Origin of the sequence: Mesorhizobium sp. B2-4-6 (genome assembly GCF_006442775.1) — a bacterium.
In the GTDB taxonomy this organism is placed as follows: domain Bacteria; phylum Pseudomonadota; class Alphaproteobacteria; order Rhizobiales; family Rhizobiaceae; genus Mesorhizobium.
The window spans coordinates 17270-42695 of the sequence record NZ_VFVI01000021.1 but is presented as its reverse complement, the minus strand read 5'-3'; the positions used below and the strand labels follow the sequence as shown (position 1 = coordinate 42695).

23 protein-coding genes and 1 pseudogene are annotated in these 25426 nt (G+C 64.3%); 9 read left to right on the top strand and 15 right to left on the bottom strand.

From position 1 onward, the window contains the following. Positions 1 to 177: 177 nt before the first annotated feature. From lpdA to FJ957_RS30540, 4 genes are all read right to left on the bottom strand, one after another. Complete coding sequence (lpdA, locus tag FJ957_RS30555) at positions 178 to 1590, bottom strand: dihydrolipoyl dehydrogenase (RefSeq protein ID WP_140837027.1); 1413 nt, start codon at positions 1588 to 1590, stop codon at positions 178 to 180. Between the two features lie 295 nt (positions 1591 to 1885). Next, a complete protein-coding gene (locus tag FJ957_RS30550) occupies positions 1886 to 3199 on the bottom strand; it encodes a dihydrolipoamide acetyltransferase family protein (protein WP_140837025.1) in 1314 nt (437 codons plus the stop codon). Positions 3200 to 3213: 14 nt separating this feature from the next. Continuing rightward, positions 3214 to 4227: an alpha-ketoacid dehydrogenase subunit beta gene (locus FJ957_RS30545; protein ID WP_140837023.1), complete on the bottom strand. Its 1014-nt coding sequence runs from the start codon at positions 4225 to 4227 to the stop codon at positions 3214 to 3216. A 2-nt stretch (positions 4228 to 4229) separates the two neighbouring features. After that, complete coding sequence (locus FJ957_RS30540; RefSeq protein ID WP_140837021.1) at positions 4230 to 5462, bottom strand: 3-methyl-2-oxobutanoate dehydrogenase (2-methylpropanoyl-transferring) subunit alpha; 1233 nt, start codon at positions 5460 to 5462, stop codon at positions 4230 to 4232. Here FJ957_RS30540 and FJ957_RS30535 point away from each other — a divergent pair. From FJ957_RS30535 to FJ957_RS30525, 3 genes and pseudogenes are all read left to right on the top strand, one after another. Beyond that, complete coding sequence (locus FJ957_RS30535; RefSeq protein WP_140837019.1) at positions 5433 to 5756, top strand: hypothetical protein; 324 nt, start codon at positions 5433 to 5435, stop codon at positions 5754 to 5756. The two genes, FJ957_RS30540 and FJ957_RS30535, sit on opposite strands and share 30 nt — an antisense overlap. Positions 5757 to 5815: 59 nt before the next feature. Beyond that, positions 5816 to 6859 carry a DNA polymerase III subunit delta gene (gene holA, locus FJ957_RS30530; RefSeq protein ID WP_140837017.1) on the top strand — a complete coding sequence of 348 codons (1044 nt, stop codon included), beginning with the start codon at positions 5816 to 5818 and terminating at the stop codon, positions 6857 to 6859. Positions 6860 to 7115: 256 nt separating this feature from the next. After that, positions 7116 to 7403, top strand: a pseudogene (locus FJ957_RS30525) (GIY-YIG nuclease family protein). Positions 7404 to 7528: 125 nt separating this feature from the next. Here the strand turns inward: FJ957_RS30525 and FJ957_RS30520 are convergent. From FJ957_RS30520 to mnmE, 6 genes are all read right to left on the bottom strand, one after another. Further along, positions 7529 to 7756: a DUF2182 domain-containing protein gene (locus FJ957_RS30520; RefSeq protein ID WP_281407705.1), complete on the bottom strand. Its 228-nt coding sequence runs from the start codon at positions 7754 to 7756 to the stop codon at positions 7529 to 7531. Between the two features lie 307 nt (positions 7757 to 8063). Beyond that, positions 8064 to 8957, bottom strand: coding sequence for a ParB/RepB/Spo0J family partition protein (locus tag FJ957_RS30515; RefSeq protein ID WP_140837015.1), 894 nt, complete (start codon positions 8955 to 8957; stop codon positions 8064 to 8066). A 66-nt stretch (positions 8958 to 9023) separates the two neighbouring features. Beyond that, positions 9024 to 9821 carry a ParA family protein gene (locus FJ957_RS30510; RefSeq protein WP_140837013.1) on the bottom strand — a complete coding sequence of 266 codons (798 nt, stop codon included), beginning with the start codon at positions 9819 to 9821 and terminating at the stop codon, positions 9024 to 9026. Positions 9822 to 9838: 17 nt separating this feature from the next. Continuing rightward, positions 9839 to 10474: a 16S rRNA (guanine(527)-N(7))-methyltransferase RsmG gene (rsmG, locus tag FJ957_RS30505; RefSeq protein WP_140837011.1), complete on the bottom strand. Its 636-nt coding sequence runs from the start codon at positions 10472 to 10474 to the stop codon at positions 9839 to 9841. Next, positions 10471 to 12345, bottom strand: coding sequence for a tRNA uridine-5-carboxymethylaminomethyl(34) synthesis enzyme MnmG (gene mnmG / locus FJ957_RS30500; RefSeq protein WP_140837009.1), 1875 nt, complete (start codon positions 12343 to 12345; stop codon positions 10471 to 10473). Before mnmG ends, rsmG begins: the two co-directional genes overlap by 4 nt. A gap of 161 nt (positions 12346 to 12506) precedes the next feature. Next, entirely contained in the window at positions 12507 to 13814 is a 1308-nt protein-coding gene (gene mnmE, locus FJ957_RS30495; protein ID WP_140837007.1) for a tRNA uridine-5-carboxymethylaminomethyl(34) synthesis GTPase MnmE, read from the bottom strand. A 127-nt stretch (positions 13815 to 13941) separates the two neighbouring features. Here mnmE and FJ957_RS30490 point away from each other — a divergent pair, with 127 nt between their 5' ends. Continuing rightward, positions 13942 to 15960, top strand: a complete 2019-nt coding sequence (locus FJ957_RS30490) for a thioredoxin domain-containing protein (RefSeq protein WP_140837005.1) — start codon at positions 13942 to 13944, stop codon at positions 15958 to 15960. A gap of 218 nt (positions 15961 to 16178) precedes the next feature. Here the strand turns inward: FJ957_RS30490 and rho are convergent, their stop codons facing one another. The 3 genes from rho to hemE all read right to left on the bottom strand — a co-directional run bounded on the left by rho (position 16179) and on the right by hemE (position 19249). Then, positions 16179 to 17444: a transcription termination factor Rho gene (gene rho, locus FJ957_RS30480; protein ID WP_140783138.1), complete on the bottom strand. Its 1266-nt coding sequence runs from the start codon at positions 17442 to 17444 to the stop codon at positions 16179 to 16181. Between the two features lie 234 nt (positions 17445 to 17678). Then, a complete protein-coding gene (gene hemJ, locus FJ957_RS30475; RefSeq protein ID WP_140837003.1) occupies positions 17679 to 18224 on the bottom strand; it encodes a protoporphyrinogen oxidase HemJ in 546 nt (181 codons plus the stop codon). Then, positions 18221 to 19249: a uroporphyrinogen decarboxylase gene (gene hemE, locus FJ957_RS30470; protein ID WP_140837001.1), complete on the bottom strand. Its 1029-nt coding sequence runs from the start codon at positions 19247 to 19249 to the stop codon at positions 18221 to 18223. The genes hemJ and hemE overlap by 4 nt, the downstream gene beginning before the upstream one ends. Before the next feature lie 403 nt (positions 19250 to 19652). On the opposite strand from hemE, the gene FJ957_RS30465 reads away from it, so the two are divergent. From FJ957_RS30465 to dnaQ, 5 genes are all read left to right on the top strand, one after another. Beyond that, entirely contained in the window at positions 19653 to 20474 is an 822-nt protein-coding gene (locus tag FJ957_RS30465) for a pyruvate, water dikinase regulatory protein (RefSeq protein ID WP_140836999.1), read from the top strand. Between the two features lie 304 nt (positions 20475 to 20778). Beyond that, positions 20779 to 21378 (top strand): Maf-like protein, encoded by a 600-nt coding sequence (locus FJ957_RS30460; protein ID WP_140836997.1) that lies wholly within the window; start codon positions 20779 to 20781, stop codon positions 21376 to 21378. Next, positions 21371 to 22207, top strand: a complete 837-nt coding sequence (locus FJ957_RS30455; protein WP_140836995.1) for a shikimate dehydrogenase — start codon at positions 21371 to 21373, stop codon at positions 22205 to 22207. Before FJ957_RS30460 ends, FJ957_RS30455 begins: the two co-directional genes overlap by 8 nt. Continuing rightward, on the top strand, positions 22204 to 22809 hold the full coding sequence (gene coaE, locus FJ957_RS30450) for a dephospho-CoA kinase (RefSeq protein WP_140836994.1): 606 nt from the start codon (positions 22204 to 22206) through the stop codon (positions 22807 to 22809). Before FJ957_RS30455 ends, coaE begins: the two co-directional genes overlap by 4 nt. Before the next feature lie 74 nt (positions 22810 to 22883). Continuing rightward, positions 22884 to 23591 carry a DNA polymerase III subunit epsilon gene (dnaQ, locus tag FJ957_RS30445; RefSeq protein WP_140836991.1) on the top strand — a complete coding sequence of 236 codons (708 nt, stop codon included), beginning with the start codon at positions 22884 to 22886 and terminating at the stop codon, positions 23589 to 23591. A gap of 309 nt (positions 23592 to 23900) precedes the next feature. Here the strand turns inward: dnaQ and secB are convergent, their stop codons facing one another. Next, positions 23901 to 24416, bottom strand: a complete 516-nt coding sequence (secB, locus tag FJ957_RS30440) for a protein-export chaperone SecB (RefSeq protein WP_140783131.1) — start codon at positions 24414 to 24416, stop codon at positions 23901 to 23903. 383 nt (positions 24417 to 24799) lie between these two features. Next, the gene (locus tag FJ957_RS30435) at positions 24800 to 25294 is read right to left on the bottom strand and encodes an FxsA family protein (protein ID WP_140836984.1); all 495 of its coding nucleotides are present in this window, start codon (positions 25292 to 25294) and stop codon (positions 24800 to 24802) included. Between the last annotated feature and the right edge of the window lie 132 nt (positions 25295 to 25426).

Sequence of the window (25426 nt, the reverse complement as noted above, 5' to 3'; positions counted from 1 at the left end):
TGCGCCTGGAACGACGACTATCTCATCAATGCGATCACTCATATGCGATAGCCCTGCCCTCCGGAGGGAGAGGAAAGGAGCTTGGCAGACTAAGTTCGCGCGTTTCCTCTCCCCCGTCGACCGGGGGAGAGGTGTCGAGCGAAGCTCGACGGAGTGGGGGGTCGACCTGCGCCGGACTCAAACATGCAGCGCGTGGCCGAGCGCCTTCAGCGCCGCTTCCTGGAAACCTTCGCCCTGCGTCGGATGCGCATGAATCGTGCCGGCGATGTCCTCAAGCCGCGCGCCCATTTCCAGCGCCAGGCCAAAGGCGGCCGCCAGCTCCGAAGCGCCTTGCCCGACCGCCTGGATGCCCAGCACCAGATGATTGTCGGCCCTCGCCACCACGCGTACGAACCCATCCTCGCCTTGCTTGGTCATCGCCCGGCCGTTGGCGGCGAAGGGGAACTGGCCGATCTTGATCTCGCCGGCGAGCGCCTTCGCCTCTTCCGGTGACAGGCCCGCGGTGATCAGCTCCGGATCGGTGAAGCAGATCGCCGGAATGGCGCGCTTGTCCCAGCTTCGTTTGTGGCCGGCGACGATCTCGGCCACCATCTCGCCTTGCGCCATGGCGCGATGCGCCAGCATCGGCTCGCCGGTGACGTCGCCGATGGCAAAAATGCCGCGCATCGAGGTGCGGCACTGGTCGTCGATGCGGATGAATTTTCCCGCCTTGTCGAGATCGATCTGCTCCAGGCCCCAGCCCTCGGTCAGCGGCCTGCGGCCGACCGTCACCAGGATCCTGTCGGCGGCGAGTTTGGCGTTCTTGCCATCTGGAGTCTCGACCAGCAGCGCGTCGCCCTTGCCCGCCTGTCCCTGGGTCGACAATCCCTTCGCCTTGGCCCCCAGCATCACCTCGACGCCGAGCTCGCCGAGCCGTTTGAGCACCGGCCGGGTCAGCTCGGCATCATATTGCGCCAGCACGCGCGGCAAGGCCTCGACCACGGTGACCTTGGCGCCCATCTTGGCGAAAGCCATGCCGAGCTCGAGCCCGATATAGCCGCCGCCGACGACTGCGAGCTTCTTCGGCACATCGCTCAGCGCCAGCGCCTCGGTGGACGAGATGACCGGCCCGCCAAAAGGCAGGAACGGCAATTCGACCGGCGCCGAGCCGGTGGCGATCACCACCGTCTCGGCGCGGATCACCTGCGTGCCGGTCTCGGTCTCGACCTCGACGGTCTTGCCGTCCCGGAACGTCGCCCAGCCTTGCACGGTCTTGACCTTGGCCTTCTTGAGCAATCCGGCAACGCCGCTATTAAGCCGGCTAACGATCCCGTCCTTCCAGGCGACGGTTTTTGCGAGCTCCAGCGTCGGCGCGGCGACCTTGATGCCCAGCGGATCCTTGCCGCCTGCCATATGCGCGACCTTCTCGAACTCCTCCGCCGCATGGATCAGCGCCTTGGACGGGATGCAGCCGACATTAAGGCAGGTGCCGCCCGGCTTGCCTACCTCGACGATGACCGTGTCGACGCCGAGCTGTCCGGCGCGGATGGCGCAGACATAGCCGCCCGGACCGGCGCCGATGACCAGCAGCTTGCAGGAGATCTCTTTCATGGGGTCCTCGTCGCTAAGCACGGGGATTTTGCCAAGCGGGCACACGACGGCGAATGTCGAGAGCCCAGGCGGGAACCAAGGTGGTTGGCGGATATCGTCCGAACTTCGTCATTCCAGGGCGAAGCAAGGAGCGAAGCGACGCGCGCAGACCCTGGAATCCATGCCGTGACGTTCGAACGTTGCAACGGTGCAGAATTCTGCGCCGCTGCGTCCTTCGCCGTCGGGCGCGGCATGGATCCTCGGGTCAAGCCCGAGGATGACGAAGGTGCGCGGGCAACGTCTCTATCCATAACCTCTAATCCACGAAGATCAGCGCCGGCGTCTCGAGCAGCGCCTTGATCCGCTGCACGAACACCGCGGCATCCCAACCGTCGATGATGCGGTGGTCGAAACTGGACGACAGGTTCATCATCTTGCGCGGAACGAACTGCGTGCCGTCCCATACCGGCCGCACCATGATCTTGTTGACGCCGATGATCGCCACTTCCGGATAGTTGATGACCGGCGTGGTCGCGACGCCACCCATGGCGCCGAGCGAGGTGATGGTGATGGTCGAGCCGGACAGCTCCTCGCGCGTCGCCGTACCGGTCTTGGCCGCGTCGGCCAGCCGGTTGACTTCCGCAGCACTATCCCAAAGGTCGCGCGCCTCGGCATGTTTCACGACCGGCACCACCAGTCCGTTGGGCGTCTGCGCGGCGATGCCGATATGGATGCCTTCGTGCTGGTGGATGATGCCGGCATCGTCGTCGAACAGCGCGTTGAGATTGGGCTGCTCGCCGATCGCCTTGACCATCGCCCGCATCAAAAACGGCAGCAGCGTCAGCTTGGGCCTTTCCGCCCCCCTGGCCCCGCGCTTCTCCTTGTTCAGCGTCGCGCGCAATTCCTCCAATGCCGTGACGTCGATCTCCTCGACATAGGTGATGTGCGGAATGCGCGATTTGGCGAGCGACATCTTTTCGGCGATCTTGCGCCGCAGGCCAACCACCTTGATGTCCTCGACGCCGTCCTTCCGGGCAAGCCCGGTCGCGCGGGCCAGTTGCGGACCACGCGCGACGAACGCATCGATGTCCTCATGGCTGATGCGCCCGGCCGGACCGCTGCCCGCGACCTGGCGCAGATCGATGCCGGCCTCCCTGGCGCGCAGCCGAACGGCAGGCGAAGCCAGCGGCTTTTCGCCTTCCGCACGCGGCGCGGCGGAAACGGGGGCGGGACGCGTGGTTTTCGACGCGCCGGCGGCCGTCTTCGGCGCCTCTGTCGGCTTTGATGCCGCCTCCGGCGCGGCCGGCGCTGGCGCCGGCTTTGTTTCAGCCGGCTCAGCCGGAGCTTTCGCCGCGGGCGCGGCCTCGGCGCCCTTCACATTGCCCTCGCCGGCTACCTTCAACCGCACGATCGGCGAGCCGATCGCCACCGTGTCGCCGATCGCCGCGCCGAGCCAAAGGATTTCGCCATCGACCGGCGATGGGATCTCGACGGTCGCCTTGTCGGTCATGACGGCGGCGAGGACCGTGTCCTCGCGCACGAGGTCGCCGACCTTGACGTGCCACTCGACGAGCTCGGCCTCGGCGACGCCTTCGCCGACATCGGGCAGTTTGATGATATGTTCGCCCAACCAGGCCTCCCGCTCTAAGCTTCCAATGTTTCGATAAGCGCGCGCCCGACCCGCGCCGGGCCGGGGAAATAGTCCCATTCCTGCGCATGCGGATAGGGCGTGTCCCAGCCGGCGACCCGCGCCACCGGCGCTTCCAGATGGTAGAAGCAGTTTTCCTGCACCAGCGAGACCAGCTCGGCGCCGAAGCCGGAGGTGAGCGTTGCCTCGTGCACGACGACGCAGCGGCCGGTCTTCTTCACCGAGGCGACGATCGTGTCGAGGTCGAGCGGCAAAAGCGTTCTCAGATCGATCACCTCGGCGTCGATGCCGGTCTCCTCGGCCGCGGCCTGCGCGACATAGACCATCGTGCCGTAGGCAAGCACCGTGACCGCCGAGCCTTGCCTGCGTATCGCAGCCTTGCCGAGGGGGATCGTGTAATGGCCGTCGGCGACTTCGCCGAGCTCATGCTTCGACCATGGCGTCACCGGACGGTCGTGGTGACCGTCGAACGGACCGTTGTACAGCCGCTTCGGCTCAAGGAAGATCACCGGATCCGGATCCTCTATCGCCGCGATCAGCAGACCCTTGGCGTCATGCGGGTTGGACGGCACCACCGTCTTCAGGCCGGAGACATGGGTGAACAGCGCTTCCGGGCTCTGGCTGTGCGTCTGGCCGCCGAAGATGCCGCCGCCGGTCGGCATGCGCACCACGATCGGGCAGGTGAAGTCGCCGTTCGAGCGGTAGCGTAGCCGCGCCGCTTCCTGCGTCAGCTGGTCGTAGGCCGGATACATGTAGTCGGCAAACTGAATCTCGACACAGGGCTTCAGGCCGTAGGCGGCCATGCCGATGGCCGAGCCGACGATGCCGGATTCGTTGATCGGCGCGTCGAAGCAGCGGCTGCGGCCATACTTCGCCTGCAGGCCCTGCGTGGCGCGGAACACGCCGCCGAAGAAGCCGACATCCTCGCCATAGACGATGACTTTGTCGTCGCGCCCCATCGAGACGTCGAGCGCGTCGCGGATCGCCTCGATCATGGTCTTCCTGGGCATGGTCAGACTCCCGCCTGCTGGCGCTGGCGCCTCAGATGCGGCGGCATCTCTTCGTAGAGCCCTTCGAACATGTCGCGGGTCGATGGTTTGCCGCCGGCATGCAGCGTGCCGTGGCCCTCGGCCTCCTTCTGCGCGGCGATCACCGTTTCGAGGATCTCGGCTTCGGCCTGGGTGTGACGATCCTCCGACCAGACGCCCTTGTGGATAAGATGGTTCTTCAGCCGGATGACCGGATCGCCGAGCGGCCAGGCATCCGATTCCGCCTTCGGCCGGTAGGCCGACGGATCGTCCGATGTCGAATGCGCGCCGGTGCGGTAGGTGACATATTCGACCAGCGTCGGCCCGAGATTGGCGCGCGCCCGCTCCGCCGCCCATTTCGCCACGGAGTGCACCGCGAGATAGTCATTGCCGTCGACGCGCAACGCCGGAATGCCGAAGCCAAGGCCGCGCGCTGCAAACGTGCCAGAGCCGCCGCGCGCGATACCCTGGAAGGTCGAGATCGCCCACTGGTTGTTGACGACGTTGAGGATGACCGGCGCCTTGTAGGTCGAAGCGAAGACCAGCGCGGAATGGAAATCGGACTCCGCTGTCGACCCGTCGCCGATCCAGGCGGCGGCGATGCGCGAATCGTTGGAGATCGCCGAGGCCATCGCCCAGCCGACCGCCTGTATATATTGCGTCGCCAGATTGCCGGAGATCGAGAAGAAGCCGTGCTCCTTCGAGGAGTACATGACCGGCAGCTGCCGGCCTTTCAGCGGATCGGCCTCGTTGGAATAGATCTGGTTCATCATCGTGACCATCGGATAGCCGTCGGCGATGAGCAGCCCCGCCTGCCGGTAGGTCGGGAAGTTCATGTCGCCCGGCTGCAGCGCCTTGCGGAAAGCGCAGCTCACCGCCTCCTCGCCGAGATGCTGCATGTAGAAGGAGGTCTTGCCCTGGCGCTGCGCCATCTGCATGCGCGCATCGAAGGTCCTGAGCGTCATCATATGGCGCAGGCCTTCGAGCAGTTCCTGGTCGCTGAGCAGCCCGGCCCATGGCCCGACCGCCTCGCCGGCGCGGTTCAGCACCCGGATGATGGAGAAAGCCATGTCGCGGATGGTACGTGGATCGACGTCGATCTCCGGACGCGGCACCGAACCCGCCTTGGGAATGGTCACATTAGAGAAATCGGGCGTGCCGCCGGGCCGAACCTCGGGCTCGGGCACATGGAAGCGCAACATTCCAGCATCGGCCATGAGCTCACATCCTCCAATGTTGCCGGTGCGATCTTTGCACATCCGCGCCGCCAGACCAGTGCCAATTCGCCGGGTCTGGGCACGGCCTTCCCCTTCGGCCGTCGGCTCGTGGAACCGATGCGGCACACAAGCGCCAAGATGCAGATATGGCGGCGAAATTTCTTGTCGATGTTTTTGCGCTGCGCGCAATTTGGCGGAAGTTTGCGCACGGTTTCCCGCCAGATAAGGCAATTAAAGAGTGGCGACGGCCTCGCGCGGTCTTCCCTTCTCCTCTTGTGGGAGAAGGTGGAATGAGCGGCACCGCCACCCGATCTCCGGTTCACCACACCGGCCCGCCGTGCTAACCCACCCGCATGGCACAGAAGAAAGGATACGAGGTCGATTCGTGGCTGGCGAGGCCGGATCCAGTCATGGCGATCGTCCTGCTTTACGGCCCCGACCGCGGCCTCGTCGCCGAGCGGGCGAAGACCTTCGCCGCGAAAACCGGCCTGCCGCTCGACGACCCATTCTCCGTGGTCAGGCTGGACGGCGCGGAAGTCGACCGCGACGAGGGCCGGCTGCTCGACGAAGCCCGCACCGTGCCGATGTTTTCCGACCGGCGGCTGCTTTGGGTGCGCAATGCCAGCGGCCAGAAATCGCTGGCCGACGACGTCAAGGTGCTGACCGCCGAACCCGCGCGCGACGCCATCATCCTCATCGAAGCCGGCGACCTGAAGAAGGGCACCGGCCTCAGGGCCATCGTCGAGGCCGCCGGCAACGCCATCGCTTTGCCCTGCTATGCCGACGAGGCCCGCGACCTCGATACGGTGATCGACGACGAACTGCGCAAGGCCGGCATGTCGATGACGCTCGACGCCCGCCAGGCGCTACGCCGCAATCTCGGCGGCGATCGCCTCGCCTCGCGCGGCGAGATCGAGAAACTGGTGCTTTATGCGCACGGCCAAAAGGAGATCGACATCAGCGACGTCAACGCCCTGTCCGGCGATGTCTCCGGCGCGTCTTTCGACGCCGCGGTCGACGCCGTACTGGACGGCAAGGTCGGCGACTTCGACATCGCCTTCAACCGCCATTGCCAGTCGGGCGGCCATCCCTTCCTGGTCCTGTCCTCGGCGATGCGGCAACTGCAGGCGATCCAGGTGATGCGCGGCCAGATGGAGACCGGCGGCCGCAATGCCGCCTCGGTCGTCGCCGGCGCCCGTCCGCCCGTCTTTTTCTCGCGCCGCAGGCTGGTGGAAAAGACGCTGGAGCGCTGGACTGTCGAGGCGCTCGGTCGCGCGCTCGGCCGGCTGCAGACGGCGGTGCTGCAGACCCGCAAGCGGCCGGACCTGTCCGAAGCGCTGGCAAGGCAGGCGCTGCTAGGGATTGCGATCGAGAGTGCGAGGCTGGGGCAAAGGTAAACGCCGGCGATTGGCGACCGCCGGGCGACAGCTAACTCCCTCCTTGTAGCGGTGATGGCCGGTCCACCCTCCGGAGCTGCTGCGAAGGACGGGCAGGCCAAATGAGTGCTGTCCCACCAGCGTATTCTTCGTCATTCTAGGGCGGAGCAAGGAGCGAAGCGACGCGCGCAGACCCTAGAATCCATGCCGTGACATTGGCCGTAGACTGCTGCCGTCCAGAATAGCCGTTGCCGACAGCGCCAGCTAAGATCGCAACATGACAGGCTACGTTTACATGACCGCGAGCCAGAAGGGCGGCACGATCTATATCGGTGTCACCAACGACCTTGCTCGTCGCATGCCAGAGCACAAGACCGGCCAAGGCTCCAGCTTCACCAGCCGTTACGGTGTGCAGCGTCTGGTCTGGTACGAGGAATATCTCGACATCACCGACGCCATCCAGCGTGAGACATCATTGAAGCGCTAGCCGCGCCAATGGAAGATCGAACTTATCGAGAAGACCAATCCGGAATGGTTCGAGCTCTTTCGCGGAATTGGCTGGTGAATGTCCTGAACTGTCGCGGCGCTCAGGCGTCACGGCATGGATTCTAGGGTCTGCGCGCGTCGCTTCGCTCCTTGCTTCGCCCTAGAATGACGAAGGATACGTCCTGCCCTGTCGTTGCTCAATTCTCAATTCATCATCATCTGGTCCATCGGCTGGAAGGTCGGCAGCGCCTGGGGGAACACCGGTACCACCGCGCCATAAAGCAGCAGGGCGACGCCCAACACCTTGGCTATGCCCTTTCCCGCCGGCAGGGTCTTTTCCGCGAAGATCAGCAAAGTGACCACGGCTATTGCGGCAACATTCATGATTCCGAGCGGAAAGAGGGCGAGAAACAGGAGCCAGCAGCAGCACAGAATTTTGTACCGCTGAGCCCTTCGGCGTCGGTCACGGAATAGATCCTCGGGTCAAGCCCGAGGATGACGACGCGTCGGTTGCGGCTAGAGAAGCGCTGGTACGCTAGCCGGCAGCGTCCCTCCTGTCCTGCCGGATAACTGCCCTCGAGTCGGAGATCTGCCGCCACCATCGCCTTCGCCAATGATCGGCGCGCAACAAAAAAGGGCCGGTGCATCGCTCCAGCCCCGTTTATCACCGATATATCACGCGTATCCAGCCTTAAGCCAAAACCTCAGGTTCCGGCAAATACCGTTACGCCGCAGCCGCCTACCGCTCGTCCTTCAGCCGCCGGCACAACTCGTCGAGCTGATCCAGCGAGCGGTAATTGACCCTGAGCGTACCGCCCTTGCCCTTGTGCTCGATGCTGACGATCATGCCGATCGTATCGGTCATCAGCTTCTCGAGCGCCAGCGTGTCCGGGTCCTTGTCCGACGCGCCTGCCGCGGCCTTGGTCTTGGCCGGCGTCGGGCCGGCGGGCATCTGCGCCAGCGCTTCCGCCTGGCGCACCGAAAGTCCTTCCTTGACGATGCGCTTGGCGAGCCCGGCCGGGTCCTCCGCGGTTACCAGCGTGCGGGCATGACCGGCCGAGAGATCCCCGTCGACCAGCATGTCGTGAATGACATTGGGCAGCTTCAGAAGCCGCAGCGTGTTGGCGACATGGCTGCGGCTCTTGCCGATCACCTGGCCGAGATCGGCCTGGGTGTAGCCGTGCTCGTCGATCAGCTGCTGATAGCCTTGCGCTTCCTCGACCGGATTGAGGTCGGCGCGCTGCACGTTCTCGATGATCGCCAGCTCCAGCGCGGTGCGGTCGTTGACGTCGCGCACGATCACCGGGATTTCGGTCAGGCCGGCGCGCTGCGCCGCCCGCCAGCGCCGCTCGCCGGCGATGATCTCGTAGCGGCCGGGCTGCGAAGGCGAGGGGCGCGCCACCACCGGCTGCACCACGCCATGCTCGCGGATCGATTGCGCGAGGTCGGTGAGCTCGGCATCGCCGAAATGCCGGCGCGGATTCTTCGGGTTCGGGCTGACGAATTCGATCGGCACCTTGCCGTCCGCCGCGACCGCCGCGCTTGGCTTTTCCGGCGCCGCCGGGCGGTCGATTTCGCCGATCAACGCCGCGAGGCCACGGCCCAGTCTTTTTCTTGATTGGTCTTCGCTCATTGGTTTGTCCAGATCGTTTCGGAATCGAATTGGCTAATTAACCAAAGCTGCTGCCGCGCCTACGGCTCAGGCGGCGCGCAGCTTGCGCTCGCGGCGGATCACCTCGGAGGCGAGCTGCAGATAGGCCTGGCTGCCCGAACATTTCAGGTCATAGAGGATCGCCGGCTTGCCATAGGACGGCGCCTCGGAAACACGCACATTGCGCGGGATGATCGTCTCATAGACCTTGTCGCCCATATGGGTGCGCACATCCTGCACCACCTGGTTGGCGAGGTTGTTGCGCCCGTCATACATGGTGAGCACGATGCCTTGGATGGTGAGATCCGGATTGATGCTGTTGCGCACCTGCTCGACCGTCTCCAGCAACTGGCTGAGACCCTCGAGCGCGAAGAACTCGCATTGCAGCGGCACGAGAACGGAATCGGCCGCCGCCATTGAATTCAAGGTCAAAAGATTGAGCGAGGGCGGGCAGTCGATCAGCACATAGCCGAACGGCGCCCCGCGCTCGGCGGCGGCGCGCAGCGCGTTGCGCAGCCTGAGCACGCGGTCTGGCGCCGAGGCGATCTCCATCTCGATGCCGAGCAGGTCGAGCGTGGAGGGCACGATCGACAGACCCGGCACCGCCGTCGGCACCGCGGCTGCTTCCAGATCGAGCTCGCCGGTCAGCACGTCATAGGACGACACGGTGCGGTCCTTGCGGTCGATGCCGAGGCCGGTGCTGGCATTGCCCTGCGGGTCGAGATCGACGATCAGCACGCGCTCGCCGATCGCGGCCAGCGCCGTGGCCAAGTTGATGGCCGTCGTCGTCTTGCCGACGCCGCCCTTCTGGTTGGCAACAGTGATGATACGCGGTGCTGTGCTCATGGGCCTATGCCAGTAGTTCATTGCTGTTTCGCCGGGCGCAATTCGGTGATTTCAAGGATGACGCCGTGTGGGTCGGTCATGCTCGAATGTTCTACCAGATCGAAGCCCCAGCGGTGAGTGCTTTCTTCCACCTCGGTACGGTAATCCCGGCCTTTGTGGAAAAGCGCGCGTGACCCGTTGGTCAGCCACGGCGCGGCCAGGTCGAGCAGATCCGGCAGGGCGGCCAGCGCTCTGGCAGTTACGATTTCCGGTGCGGAAACAAGCGTGTAGCTGTCGCCGATGCGCTTGGCCAGGACCCGAGCCGGCAAATTGAACTGACCGATGACCGATTGCAGAAACGAAGCCTTCTTGCGGTTGCTCTCGACCAGGTCGATCGATGCGCCGGCACGCTCGGCCAGCAGAAAGCCGAGCACCAATCCCGGAAACCCGCCGCCCGAACCAAGGTCGGCCCAGCGCGTGGCAGTGGGCGCGATTCGCGCGAGTTGGGCGCTATCCAGGATGTGGCGGCGCCAGATGTCATCGAGCGTCGACGGCGCCGCCAGATTGATGCTGCGGTTCCATTTCAGGAACAGCTCTTCGAAGGCCTGAAGCCGCTCGAATGTTTCACGTGAAACCGGACCCGCCGCCTTTTGCAGGTCGTCCCAGGCGCTCACGCCACGTCCCTTCGCGCGGCGAGCTCGGCGTTGCGGACATGAGCCACGATGATGGCCAGCGCCGCAGGCGTCATGCCTTCCATTCGCTGGGCATCGGCGATCGAACGCGGCTGCCGCGTCTTCATCTTCTGCTTCAGCTCGTTTGAAAGTCCGGGAACGTCCGAAAAGTCGATGGTCTCGGGGATGAGTCGCGATTCCTCATGCCTGATCTGCGCGACATCGGCCTGCTGCCTATCAAGGTAAACCGAATATTTCGCTTCCGTTTCGAGCCGCTCCGCCGTGTTGGCGTCAAGCGCGGCAAAGCGCGGCTCGATGCCTGTCAGCCACGCCAAGTCGACGCCCGGATGCGCCAAAAGCTCATAGGCCGAGCGGCGCACGCCATCCTTGTTGATCTCCAGCCCATGCCGCGCCGCTTCGTTCGGCGTCAGCGTCACGGACTTTGCCAGCGCGCGCGCCTGATCCAGTTTCAGCGCGATCTCGCCGAACCGCTGCATCCGCGGCGAGGCTACGATGCCGAGCTTGTCGGCCAGCGGCGTCAGCCGCTCATCGGCATTGTCGGCGCGCAGCGACAGCCGGAACTCCGCCCGCGAGGTGAACATCCGGTAAGGCTCGGCGATGCCGCGGCTGGTCAGGTCGTCGACCATCACGCCGATATAGGCCTCGGTGCGGCTGAGCACGACCGGTTCGCCGGCGGAAGCCTTGCGCGCCGCATTGATGCCGGCGAGCAGACCTTGCGCGCCGGCCTCTTCGTAGCCGGTCGTGCCGTTGATCTGCCCGGCCAGGAACAGGCCGGTCACGCGCTTCGTCTCCAGCGTCGTCTTGAGCTCGCGCGGATCGACATGGTCGTATTCGATGGCATAGCCCGGCTGCAGCATCGTCGCCTTTTCCAACCCGGGAATGGTCTTCAGGATGCCGAGCTGCACATCTTCCGGCAGCGAGGTCGAAATGCCGTTCGGATAGACGGTATCGTCGTCGAGACCTTCCGGCTCGAGGAAGATCTGGTGACCCTCGCGGTCGCCGAACTTGACGATCTTGTCCTCGATCGAGGGACAGTAGCGCGGCCCGACGCCTTCGATCGACCCTGAATACATGGCCGAGCGGCCAAGATTGGCGCGGATCAGGTCATGCGTCGCCGGCACGGTGCGCGTGATGCCGCAATGGATCTGCGGATTGACGATTGCGTCCGTCATCAGCGAGAACGGCACCGGATCCTCGTCCGCCGCCTGGCTTTCCAGCGACGCCCAATCGATGGTGCGGCCGTCGAGGCGAGGGGGCGTGCCGGTCTTCAGGCGCCCGAGCTTGAAGCCCGCACGCGCCATGGTGGCCGAAAGCCCATGGCTTGCCTGTTCGTTCATGCGGCCGGCGACGATCTTCCTCTCGCCGATATGGATCAGCCCGCGCAGGAACGTGCCGGTGGTCAGCACCACGGCGCCGCAGGTCAGCCGCCGGTCGCCGGAGACCAGCACCGCCGCGACGCGACCGTCCTCGATTGCGAGATCGAGAACCTCGCCCTCGACCACGTCGAGATTGGCCTGTTCATCGATCGCGGCCTGCATGGCAAGTCGATAGAGCTTGCGGTCGGCTTGGGTGCGCGGACCGCGCACGGCCGGCCCCTTGCGGCGGTTGAGCAGGCGGAACTGGATGCCGGCGGCATCCGCGATGCGGCCCATGAGCCCGTCCATGGCGTCGATCTCGCGCACAAGATGGCCCTTGCCGAGGCCGCCGATCGCCGGATTGCAGGACATGACGCCGATCGTGTCGAAGCGCAGCGTCACCAGCGCGGTCCTGGCGCCGGCGCGCGCGGCAGCGCTCGCCGCCTCGCAGCCGGCATGGCCGCCGCCCACCACCACCACATCATAGTGATCGGTCATTTTCCAAGAATCCGCTTTCAGAGATTGCCCGACACATGTCCCCGCCATCACGCTCTGTCAAGGACGAAGGCCCGACTCGTTTCACGTGAAACACGCATCCGAAGCCCGAATGTTTCACGTGAGTCATCGCCGCACAGGACCCGCGTCGTGTTTCACGTGAATCATTTACCGATGCAGAACTGCGAAAAGATGACGTCGAGCAGATCCTCGACATCGACCGCGCCGATGATCCGGCCGAGGCGATCCGCCGCCAATCGTAATTCCTCGGCCCTCAGTTCCTGGCTGTGTCCGGCCAGCGCCGCCCGCAAGAAGCCCGTCGTCTCCTTGAGCAGCTCGACATGCCGCAGCCTCGACGGAAGGACTTCACCCGCGGCCCCGGCTGCCTTGGCGGCACGGTTTCTGATCTCGTCAAGAAGAGCGCCGAGCCCGGCGCCGTTCCTGGAAGAGATCGCCAGATCATATGCGCCAGCGCCGACGCCGGCGATATCGGACTTCGTCCCGACGCGCAGCAGCGGAGCCCCGCTCGCAACATCGCCGACGGGCACAGGGTCGGCCATGTCCTCCAGCAGCAGGATCAGGTCTGTCTCCCCGGCCCTGGCCCTGGCACGCTCGATGCCGATTGATTCGACCGTACCCGCGGCATCCCGCAGGCCGGCCGTGTCGACGATCCGCACCTTCAGCCCGTCGAGGTCCATGGCGACCTCGAGCAAATCGCGAGTCGTGCCCGGCTCGTCGGTGACGATCGCCGCGTCGCGCCTGGCCAGCGCGTTGAACAGGCTGGACTTGCCGGCATTCGGCGCACCGAGGATCACAACCTCGAACCCGTCGCGAATGATCTCGGCTGCCTTGAATCCTTCAACATGCCGATCGATCTCGCCGATAATTGCCGACACGTCAGACCAAACCGCATCCGAAACGGAGCCCGGCACGTCCTCTTCGTCGGCAAAGTCGATTTCCGCCTCGATCATGGCGCGCGCATGGATCAGCCGGCGCCGCCAGTTCGAATAGAGCCCGCTCTGCGCACCGTCCGCGTTGCGCAAGGCGAAACGGCGCTGCGCCTCGGTCTCGGCATTGACCAGATCGGCCAATGCCTCCGTCTCGACCAGATCCAGCCTGCCGTTGAGAAAGGCGCGCCGGCTGAACTCGCCAGGCTCGGCATGCCTGACGCCTTCGAAGCCCGTGATCGTCTCCAGCATCTTGGCCGCGACGGCGCGGCTGCCATGGACCTGGAATTCGGCAACATCCTCGCCCGTAAAGCTGCCGGGACCTGGAAAGAACAGGACAAGCCCGTGATCGATGACCGAGCCGTCCGCGGCCCTGAGCTTGCGCAGCGTGGTAAACCGATCCTTAACGGTGCCCGCAATCGTTTCGACCACGAATCGAGTCTTCGGGCCAGAGACACGGATGACGGCAAGGCCGGCGGGCAGGCGGCCGCTGGACAGCGCAACGATCGAATCCTTCGAAGCCATTGGTGAAACCATTTGCCGGACCTGCCGAACCGCCTAGATTAAAGGTAGAGCATGTCGGCCGAAAATCGCTCACGGTTTTCGGCATCACGCTTTGCCGCATCAAACCCAAATGCCGAGCCCGTCCATCGTGACCTTGCCCGCACGAAACCTGCTTGCCGAAGAGGCCAGCCCCTATCTGCAGCAGCACAGCGACAATCCCGTCCATTGGCGCGGCTGGTCGCCCGCGGCCCTTGCCGAGGCGAAGCAGCTCGGGCGGCCGATCCTGCTCTCCATCGGCTATGCCGCCTGCCACTGGTGCCATGTCATGGCGCATGAAAGCTTCGAGAACGACGCCGTGGCGGCCGTCATGAACCGGCTCTACGTGAATATCAAGGTCGATCGCGAGGAGCGGCCGGACATCGACCAGATCTATATGGCCGCGCTCCACGCCATGGGCGAGCAGGGCGGCTGGCCGCTGACCATGTTCCTGACGCCCGACGGCAAGCCCTTCTGGGGCGGCACCTATTTCCCGCGCGAGGCGCGTTACGGAAGGCCGGGCTTCATTCAGGTGCTGGAAGCGGTCGACAAGGCCTGGCGCGAAAAGCGGCAGAGTCTCGCCGAAAGCGCGGACGGGCTGACCGCCCATGTCGAGCAGCGGCTTGCCGGCGCGACAGGCAAGGCCGTGCTCGACCGCGATACGCTGGCCGATCTCGCCGGCCGCATCGACGGCATGATCGACCGCGAACTCGGCGGCTTGAAGGGCGCGCCAAAGTTCCCCAACGCGCCGTTCATGCACACGCTTTGGCTGTCCTGGCTGCGGGGCGGCCAGACGGAACATCGCGATGCCGTACTCGCCAGCCTCGAAAAAATGCTTGCCGGCGGCATCTACGATCATGTCGGCGGCGGCCTCAGCCGTTATTCGACCGACGCCGAATGGCTGGTGCCGCATTTCGAGAAGATGCTTTACGACAACGCCCAGCTCATCCGCCTGTGCAACTGGGCCCATGCCGCCACCGGGAACGACTTGTTCCGGGTGCGAATCGAAGAAACCGCCGGCTGGCTGCTGCGCGAGATGCTGGTCGACGGTGGCGCCTTCGCCGCCAGCCTCGATGCCGACAGCGACGGCGAGGAGGGGCTTTTTTACACATGGAACCGCGAGGAGGTCGAAGCCGCGCTCGGTGACGATGCGTCGACCTTTTTCCGGTATTTCGAGCTGGCCGCCCCGCATGGCTGGGAAGGCAAGCCGATCATTCGCCAGACCGAAGCACAGCAAAGTCAGGGCATCGCCGACTATGGTCAGCTCGTGCCGCTGAAGACCAAGCTGCTGGCCGTCCGCGAACAGCGGATCAGGCCTGGCCGAGACGGCAAGGCGCTCACCGACTGGAACGGGCTGATGATCGCGGCGCTCGCCGAGGCGGGCCGCTCACTTGGGCGCCACGAGTGGATCGATGCCGCCGCCAAGGCTTTCGCCCATATCGTCGAGGCCAGCCAGGATGGCCGCCTGCCGCATTCCATGCTCGGCGCGAAGAAGCTTTTCCCGGCGCTGTCCAGCGACTATGCCGCCATGACCAACGCGGCCATCGCGCTGTTCGAGGCGACCGGCGATCCGGCCTATTCCGATCGCGCCAGGCAGTTCATCGGCGAACTCGAGCGCTGGCACCTGGATGACGAAAAGACCGGCTACTGGCTGACGGCGTCGGACAGCGGCGACGTTCCGATCCGCATCCGCGGCGATGTCGACGAAGCGATCCCGTCGGCCACCAGCCAGATCGTCGAGGCGCTGGTGCGGCTGTCGTCGCTCACCGGCGATCTCGATATCTCGGAGAAGGCCTGGACCGCCGCCGAGCACGCCATGGGCCGCGCGTCCCAGCAGGCCTATGGCCAAGCCGGCATCGTCAACGCCTGCGCGCTGGCGCTCGAGCCATTGAAGCTTGTGATCATAGACAAGCCAGAGCCTTCAAGTTTTGTTCCGGTTGCTAATCGGAATCCCGATCCGCGCCGGGTGGACATCGTCCTGCCGATCGGTACAGAAGCGAATCGACCGCTATTGCCGGGCGGCGTGCTGCCGCCGACGGACAAGGCAGGCGCCTGGTTCTGCAGCGGGCAGGTATGTCTGCCGGTGGTGACGGATGCGGGTGAGTTGGAGAAGTTGCTGGGGCGAAGCTGAGAGGCCCGCGAGGCCGAGACCGGTTTCTTCGTCATCCTCGGGCTTGACCCGAGGATCCATGCCGTGACGTTTGCCGAAGAACGCAGCGGCGCAGAATTCTGCACCGCTGCAAGGCCCAAAAGTAACGGCATGGATTCTAGGGTCTGCGCGCGTCGCTCCGCTCCTTGCTCCGCCCTAGAATGACGAAGAAAAGGGGCGGACTACCGCGCCCACCCCAATCACGTATTCATCGAATCGAAGAAGTCGGCGTTGGTCTTGGTCTGCTTGAGCTTGTCGATGAGGAACTCGATCGCGTCGGTCGTGCCCATCGGCGCGAGGATGCGGCGCAGCACGAAGATCTTCTGCAGGTCCGCGCGCGGCACCAGAAGGTCCTCCTTGCGGGTGCCCGACTTGAGGATGTCCATCGCCGGGTAGATGCGCTTGTCGGCTACCTTGCGGTCGAGCTGGATTTCGCAGTTGCCGGTGCCCTTGAACTCTTCGAAGATGACTTCGTCCATGCGGCTGCCGGTATCGATCAGCGCGGTGGCGATGATGGTCAGCGAGCCGCCTTCCTCGATGTTGCGGGCGGCGCCGAAGAAGCGCTTCGGGCGCTGCAGCGCGTTGGCGTCGACACCGCCGGTCAGCACCTTGCCGGATGACGGCACGACGGTGTTGTAGGCGCGGCCGAGACGCGTGATCGAATCGAGCAGGATGACCACGTCGCGGCCGTGCTCGACCAGGCGCTTGGCCTTCTCGATCACCATTTCGGCGACCTGCACGTGGCGCGCCGCCGGCTCGTCGAAGGTCGAGGAGATGACCTCGCCCTTCACCGAGCGCTGCATGTCGGTCACTTCCTCCGGACGCTCGTCGATCAAAAGCACGATCAGATAGCATTCCGGATGGTTGGCGGTGATCGAATGGGCGATGTTCTGCATCAGCACCGTCTTGCCGGTGCGCGGCTGCGCGTTGATCAGCGCGCGCTGGCCCTTGCCGATCGGCGCGACCAGGTCGATCACGCGCGGCGAGATATCCTTGGAGGTCGAATTGTCGATCTCCATTTTCAGCCGCTTGGTCGGATAGAGCGGCGTCAGATTGTCGAAGTGGATCTTGTGACGGATCTTTTCAGGATCGTCGAAATTGATGGTGTTGACCTTGAGCAGCGCGAAATAGCGCTCGCCCTCTTTCGGGCTGCGGATCGGCCCTTCGACCGTATCGCCGGTCTTGAGCGAAAAGCGTCGGATCTGCGACGGCGAGATATAGATGTCGTCGGGACCCGGCAGGTAGTTTGCGTTGGCCGAGCGCAGGAAGCCGAAACCGTCCTGCAGCACCTCGACCACGCCGTCGCCGATGATCTCGATGTCCTGGGCGGCGAGCTTCTTCAGGATCGCGAACATCAGCTCCTGCTTGCGCATGACGCTGGCGTTTTCCACCTCGAGCGTCTCGGCATAAGCGATCAGCTCTGGCGGCTTCTTGTTCTTGAACTCTGCGAGTTTCATTTCTTGCATTAGATAGACTCTGGGTAGGCTTTGGGGAGGAAAATCGGCTGAATACGACAAATGCCGGGCGCGGCCGAAAGCGAGTGAAAGGGGCGGCGCATGACGGGAAGGAAGACCCGTCTTTTATCGTCGGTCGCCTGAAAGAGCAAGCCGCCTTTTGCTGGGCTTCTGCTGGATTGAAGGAAGCCTGGAGCACGATCCCGAAAAGTGGCAACCGGTTTTCGGAAAGATCATGCTCCCGATCTAAAACGGCTTCACGACGACCAGGATGACGATGACGATCATCAGCAATGTGGGGATCTCGTTGACGATCCGCCAGTGCCACGTCGGTTTTTCGTTCTTGTCCTCGGCGAATTTCCGGACCGCGGCGGCGAGATAGCCATGCAGACCCGACAGGACGAGCACCAGCGCGATCTTGGCGTGCAGCCAGCCGCCCTGGAAGCCAAAGCCCTTCCAGGCCAGCCAAAGCCCGAACACCCAGGTCACGATCATCGCCGGGTTGATGATTCCCCGCAGCAGCCGGCGTTCCATCACCTTGAAGGTCTCGGACTGCACCGAGCCTTTCTCGGCATCGACGTGATAGACGAAGAGCCGCGGCAGATAGAGCATGCCGGCCATCCAGGCGATGACGGCGATCACATGGATCGCCTTGGCCCAGGGGTAGAAGCCGTCGCCCGCCACGAAATAGAGCAGCGCGCTAAGCACGACGAGCACGACAATGCCGATCGCCATGCGCTTCATCGCCTGGCCAGTGCTGTTCCCACTGCTCGCGCTGTTCTCATTGCTCATCGGCGGCTCCTCACCATTTTCACCATCGCCTCGACATGCGCCACCGGCGTCTCCGGCGTGATGCCGTGGCCGAGATTGAAAATCAGCGGCCCACCACCCAAAGTTCTCAGAATCGCATCGACGCCGTCGGCCAGCGCCTTGCCGCCGGCGACCAGGCGCAGCGGATCGAGATTGCCTTGCACCGCTCCGTCGCGCTGCAAGTCCTTCGCCATCGACAGCGGCACGGTCCAGTCGAGGCCGAGACCGGCAATGCCGGTCTTCCTCCTGTAATCGCGATAGCGCTCGCCGGCGCCCTTCGGAAAACCGATCACTGGCACGTTCGGGTGAGCCGCCTTCACCTGCCGGACGATCTCGGCCACCGGTTCGACGCAGAAGGCCTCGAAGGATGGTTCGTCCAGCACGCCCGACCACGAATCGAAAATCTGCACCGCATCGGCGCCGGCTTCGATCTGGCGAATGAGATAGGCGGCCGAGTGTTCGGCCAGAATCTTCAGAAGCAGTGCGAAGGCCTCGGGCTCGCGATAGGCGAAAAGCCGGGCAGGGCCCTGGTCGGGCGTGCCGTGCCCGGCAATCATATAGGTCGCCACCGTCCAGGGCGCTCCGCAGAAGCCGAGCAGCGTCGTCTCGTCGGGCAGTTTTGCGCGCAACCGGCGCACCGTCTCGTAGACCGGTTCGAGATTCACGTGAAACATACCGCCGTCCAGCGCGTGAATCTCCGATGCCGAGATCGGCTTCAGGATCGGGCCGCGGCCCTCCTCGAAGCGGACATCCCGCCCCAGGGCGTTGGGCACGACGAGAATATCGGAGAACAGGATCGAGGCATCGAAGCCGAAGCGTTCGATCGGCTGCAGCGTCACCTCGACGGCAAGGTCCGGGTCATAGCAGAGATCGAGGAAGGATCCGGCCCGCTTCCTGGTCTCCCGGTATTCGGGAAGATAGCGGCCTGCCTGACGCATCATCCAGAGCGGCGGCGGTGCAACCGTCTCGCCCTTGAGGACGTCCAGCATGATCCGTTTCGCAGCCATTTGGCGCTGTCCCCTCCGGGTGTCTCTTAAATCAAATATCTATTTTTAAAGAGTCTTCTGATTCTAAGAGTCTGTTGGTTGTGATGGTTGCGACCTGTCCAGCCTGCGGCTCGAAAAGACCAGTCAGCATATTGTCGCGTACTCGCTTTCGCAATTTGTAGGGATCTGGGGACGAAGCGGATTCAGGCTTTCGAGTCAAAAGCTTGGCCTTTCGGGTCTGGACTTCCCGCTGTGGACGAAATCGGCCAAGAAAAGTTGATCCCCAGATTTGTCCCCAGCGCCGCGACAAAGCCTACAGCGGGTCGAATTGTGGACAAGCGGCCATCTGATACAGTCGCTTCCCGACCCGAGGCCTGCCCATCCAGCCTTGTCCACAATTGCCCACAGCCTGGACCCATCCCCTGTGAACAAACCTCAGAGCTTCTTCCACCTGCATCTGATCTCCGACGCCACCGGCGAGACGCTGCTCGCGGCCGGCCGCGCGGCGTCCGCGCAATACAAGGATGCGCGCGCCATCGAGCATATCTATCCGCTGATCCGCACGGAAAAGCAGATCGCCAAGGTCTTCGAGGATATCGAGGAGGAGCCGGGCATCATTCTCTATACGGTGGTCGACCAGAAGCTGGCGCGCTCGATCGACGAGCGCTGCGCGGCGATGGGCCTGCCTTGCGTGTCGGTGCTGGAGCCGGTGCTGACGGTCTTCCAGTCCTACCTCGGCACGCCGGCCGGCCGGCGCGTCGGCGCCCAGCACGTGCTCGACGCCGAATATTTCCGCCGCATCGATGCGCTGAACTTCACCATGGAGCATGATGACGGCCAGCTGCCGGCCAATATGGACGATGCCGATATCGTGCTGATCGGCATATCGCGCACCTCGAAGACGCCGACCAGCATCTATCTCGCCAATCGCGGCATCAAGACCGCCAACATCCCGATCGTGCTCGGCGTGCCGCTGCCCGAAAGCCTGATCGCCGCCAGGACGCCCTTGGTCGTCGGCCTCATCGCCACGGCCGAACGCATCTCGCATGTCAGGCAAAACCGCATCCTCGGCAACAGCGCCGCCTTCGTGCCGACCGACTATGTCGACCGCGCCGCCATCAACGAGGAGCTCGCCTATGCCCGCCAGCTCTGCACGCGGCATGGCTGGCCGATGATCGATGTCAGCCGCCGCTCCATCGAGGAAACCGCGGCCGCGATCGTTGCCCTGCGGGGAAAGACGCGCTAACTGGGATTTGCCGAGACGCCGGCCGCTTCGTCATCCTAGGGCGGAGCAAGGAGCGAACCGACGCGGCGTAGACCCTAGGATCCATGCCGTGACGTCGAACTGTTGCGACGGTGTAGAATTCTGCTCCGCTGCGCTCCTCGGCTGAGGGTATGGCATGGATCCTAGGGTCTTCGCGACGGAGCTTCGCTCCTGCTTCGCCCTAGGATGACGAAGTTCGTAAGGCTTTGGCCATTCTCCAAAGTTTGTGCTGGACCCAGACAAACGATGGGTCAACAGCGTCAGGGAGCTAGTTGGGCGAAACATCATGGCCGAGAAAATCATCCTCGCTTCGGGCAGCCCCTACCGTAAGGCGATGCTCGTCAGTGCCGGCCTCGACATCGAGGCGGTGCCGGCAAATGTCGACGAGCGCGCGCTCGAGGCGCCGTTGCAGGACAGCGGCGTGTCTCCAGAAGACGTCGCCTTAATCCTCGCCGAAGCCAAAGCGACCGGGGTCAGCGAGGGCAAGCCGGGCGCCCTGGTGCTCGGCTGCGACCAGACGCTGTCGCTGGGCGACGAGATCTTTCACAAGCCCGCCGACATGGAAAGCGCGCGGAGACATCTGCTCGCTTTGTCCGGCAAGACGCATCAATTGAACAGCGCCGCCGTGCTTTGCCGCGACGGCGAGGTGCTGTGGCGCCATGTCGGCGTCGCCAGCCTCACCATGCGCAAGCTCGATCCCGCCTTTATCGGCCGGCATCTGGCGCGTGTCGGCCCCAAGGCGCTGTCCAGCGTCGGCGCCTACCAGATCGAGGGCGAGGGCATCCAACTGTTCGAGAAGATCGAGGGCGATTATTTCACCATCGTCGGCCTGCCGCTTTTGCCGGTGCTGAAGGAGCTGCGCGAACTGGGGGCCATCGATGGTTGAGAAAAAGGCCTTCGTCACGGGACATCCGATCGCGCATTCGCGCTCGCCGAAGATCCACGGCTATTGGCTCGAGCAATACGGCATCGACGGAAGCTACCAGGCGATCGACGTCGCGCCAGCGGATTTCGCGCCCTTCCTGAAGGCGCTTGCCGACAATGGTTTTCGCGGCGGCAATGTCACCATCCCGCACAAGGAGGCGGCCTTCGCCGGCGTCGCCCGCCGCGATCACGCGGCCGACGCGATCGGCGCGGTCAACACGCTGTGGTTTGAGGATGGCCTTCTCTGGGGCGGCAACACGGACGGCTATGGCTTTGCCGCGAACCTCGACGAGCATGCGCCCGGCTGGGCAATCAATGGGCCGGCCGTGGTTCTGGGCGCCGGCGGCGCCTCCCGCGCGGTCATCCACGCGCTGAAGGAGCGTGGCATCAAGGACATCCGCATCGTCAATCGGACGCTGGCAAGGGCCGAGGAACTCGGGCGCCATTTTGGCGCCGGGGTCTCGGCGCATGGCGCCGATGCGCTCGGCGAGCTGCTTGCCGATGCCGGCCTGCTCATCAACACCACATCGCTCGGCATGCATGGCAATGAAACCTCGGCCGCCGATCCGGGCGCGATGCCGGACCACGCCATCGTCACCGACATTGTCTATGTGCCGATGGAGACGCCTTTGCTCGCCGCCGCCAGGGCGCGCGGGCTGAAGACCGTCGACGGTCTCGGCATGCTGCTGCATCAGGCGGTGCCTGGCTTCGAACGCTGGTTCGGCCGGAAACCCGACGTTACGTCCGAACTGCGAAGCATGATCGTCGCCGACATCGAGGGCCATCGATGATCGTGCTCGGCCTCACCGGATCGATCGGGATGGGCAAGTCGGCGACGGCGAAAATGTTCGCCAAGGCCGGCGTGCCGGTGCATGATTCCGACGAGACCGTGCATCGCCTCTATTCCGGCAAGGCGGCCCCCTTGGTCGAGGCGGCCTTCCCGGGCACGACGCAGGCAGGCGTGGTCGATCGCGTCAAGCTCGCCGGAAAAGTGCTCGCCGATCCCGCCGCGCTGAAGAAGCTCGAGGCAATCGTCCATCCGCTGGTGCGCGCCGATGCCGACGCGTTCCTGGCCAAGCACCTCGCCGCCGGCGCGCCGCTTGCCGTGCTCGACATCCCGCTTTTGTTCGAGACCGGCGGCCGCGGCCGGGTCGACAAGGTCGTGGTCGTCACCGCCTCGCTCGAGATCCAGCGCGAGCGCGTGCTTGCCAGGCCGGGCATGAGCGAGGAGAAGTTTTCGTCGATCCTCGCCAAGCAGGTGCCCGATGCCGAAAAACGCCGGCAGGCCGATTTCATCATCGACACTGGAAATGGCTTCGAGGCGGCCCGTCAGGCGGTCGGGGCCGTCATCGGCGAATTGACGGGGGATAAGTCCGGCCGCGATCGCTCCTGACGTCCGCTGACAGCAGTCCCCATTGCCATTTTGTTCTGGTTTGTGATTCTGCTCATTGGAGCGGATTGATTCGCATGCGTGAGATTATCTTCGATACGGAAACGACCGGCCTCGATTTGCGCGAAGACCGCATCATCGAGCTCGGCGGCGTCGAGTTGGTCAACCGTTTCCCGACCGGCCGCACCTTCCACAAATTCATCAATCCGCAAGGCCGCGCGATCCATGCCGAGGCGCAGGCCGTGCATGGCATCAGCGCCGCCGACCTTGTCGGCAAGCCGACCTTCGCCGAAATCGCGCAGGAATGGCTGGACTTCACCGACGGCGCCAAGCTGATCGCGCACAACGCCACCTTCGATATCGGCTTCCTCAATATCGAGTTCAGCCGGCTCGATCAGGCGGCCATCGATCCCGGCCGCATCGTCGACACGCTGGCGCTTGCGCGCCGCAAGCATCCGATGGGGCCGAACTCGCTCGATGCGCTCTGCCGTCGGTACGGCATCGACAACACCCGCCGCACCAAGCACGGCGCGCTGCTCGACTCCGAACTGCTGGCCGAGGTCTATATCGAGCTGATCGGCGGCAAGCAGGCGGCGCTGGTGCTGGAAGCCGTGGCGGTGCACATGAACGGCGCCGGCGAGGTGGCCGACATCGACATCTCGATCGGCGCCCGGCCGATCGTCCTCCCGTCGCGGTTGAGCGAAGCGGATCGTGCGGCGCATGCCGGGCTGGTTTCGACGCTGGGTGAAAAGGCGCTGTGGCTGAAAGTAGCGACAGCGGGCTGAGCGGGCGCGCTGGCGCCGACGTTGGAAATTGGCCGAAACCCCCGTGACGTCGTCATACTCGGGCTTGACCCGAGTATCCGTGCCGTGACCTCGGCCGTAAGGTGCAGCGGTGCAGAATTCTGTAATCGCCGCAAATGCCTTGGCGTAACATGGATTCCAGGGTCTGCGCGCGTCGCTCCGCTCCTTGCTCCGCCCTGGAATGACGCGGCGACGGCCAATCGCGAAGGTTGGCAACTGGTCGCTGGGCCTGATCAACAAAAAAGCCCGGCGCGAAGCCGGGCTCTCGATACGGTGTGGCGGTGCGCCTTTTCAGCTCACCTGGATCTTGCTCGCCGCCGCCTGATCCTCGGCGACGCGCTGCTGGAACATCTGCGCGAAATCGATCGGGTCGAGCATCAGCGGCGGGAAGCCGCCATTGCGGGTGGCGTCGGCGATGATCTGGCGGGCGAACGGGAACAAAAGCCGCGGGCATTCGATGAACAGCAGCGGCAGCATATGCTCCTGCGGGAAGCCGTTTATGGCGAAGACGCCGCCATAGACCAGCTCGACATTGAACAGCACTTCCTGGTCGAAGGAGGCCTTGGCGTTCAGCGTCAAATTGACGTCGAACTGCTTGTCCGAGAGCGGATTGGCGTTGACGTTGACATTGATGGCGATGCCCGGAGCCTTGTCGCGGCCGCGCAGCGAATTCGGCGCGCCGGGGCTCTCGAAGGACAGGTCCTTCACATATTGCGCAAGCACATTGAGCGAGGGCTGATTCTGGGCTCCGTTGCCGTTGCCGTTGCCGTTGGCGGCGCCGGTCGCCGCGTCATCGTTGCTGGCCATTAGCCTTTAAGTCCTTTTGCCTGGGCAGCATTGCTGACCGGATTGAAATCGCGGGTTCGCTACCATGGTCGGCCGGACAAAACAAGTTTTGCCGCCCTTATCGGCAGGGGGAACAGGAAAGCGCAAACGCTGGGGGTTGGCTGAAGCTCGTCAACCTCGTCATTCCAGGGCGAAGCGGCGTCGCGGAGACTTTGGAATTCATTCCGTGACCTGGGCCGTGGAATGCAGCGGAGCAGAATTCTGCACCGCGGCAACGCTCGGAAGTTACGGAATGGATGCGCGCTTCGCTCCTTGCTCCGCCCGTGAATGACGATCGCGATGGGCGCTCCGGCCAATCTCCAAGGCATCCTGCCTGCCGATGCGAACCACCGGCCTGAATCCGACTAGTCGTTCTTCAGCCGCCGCCAGGGTGAATTGTGGTCCGGCCGGTTCGGATAATCGTCGCGCGAATAGTCTGTGTCGTCGAGGTCGATGACAGTGTCGCGCCGGCGGGCCGAAAAGCCGCTGCTGAAGCTGGTCGCCATGACGATGCGGTTCTTGAGCGCGCGCCAGGCGAAGTCGCGCACCGGCGGCAGCAACAGAAGAATGGCGAAGATGTCGGTGATGAAGCCCGGGATGATCAGCAGGACCGCCGCCAGCACGATCATCGCGCCATGCGCGAGCTGGCGGCTGGGGTCGCGCCCGGCATCCATCTCCGTCCGCACCCGCGCCATGACGCCAAAACCCTGGTGCCGCAGCAACAGGCTGCCCGCGACGGTGGACAGGATGACCAGCCCGACCGTCGCCAAAGCGCCGATCTCGCGGCCGACAACGACGAAGCCGGCGATCTCCAGCAGCGGCAGCAGGAGCAGGAACAGCGGGATGAACGAAATGCGCAAGTCTCGACCGATCGCTTTCTTCTTTTGCGGCCCGGCGGACAATCGCCGCTGGCCTTGGCGCCCTTAGATAGGTATGGCTGCCTTTGATTTGAATGATTGCGCCTGCCGTTCTATATGCTTTGAGTGTTGAAC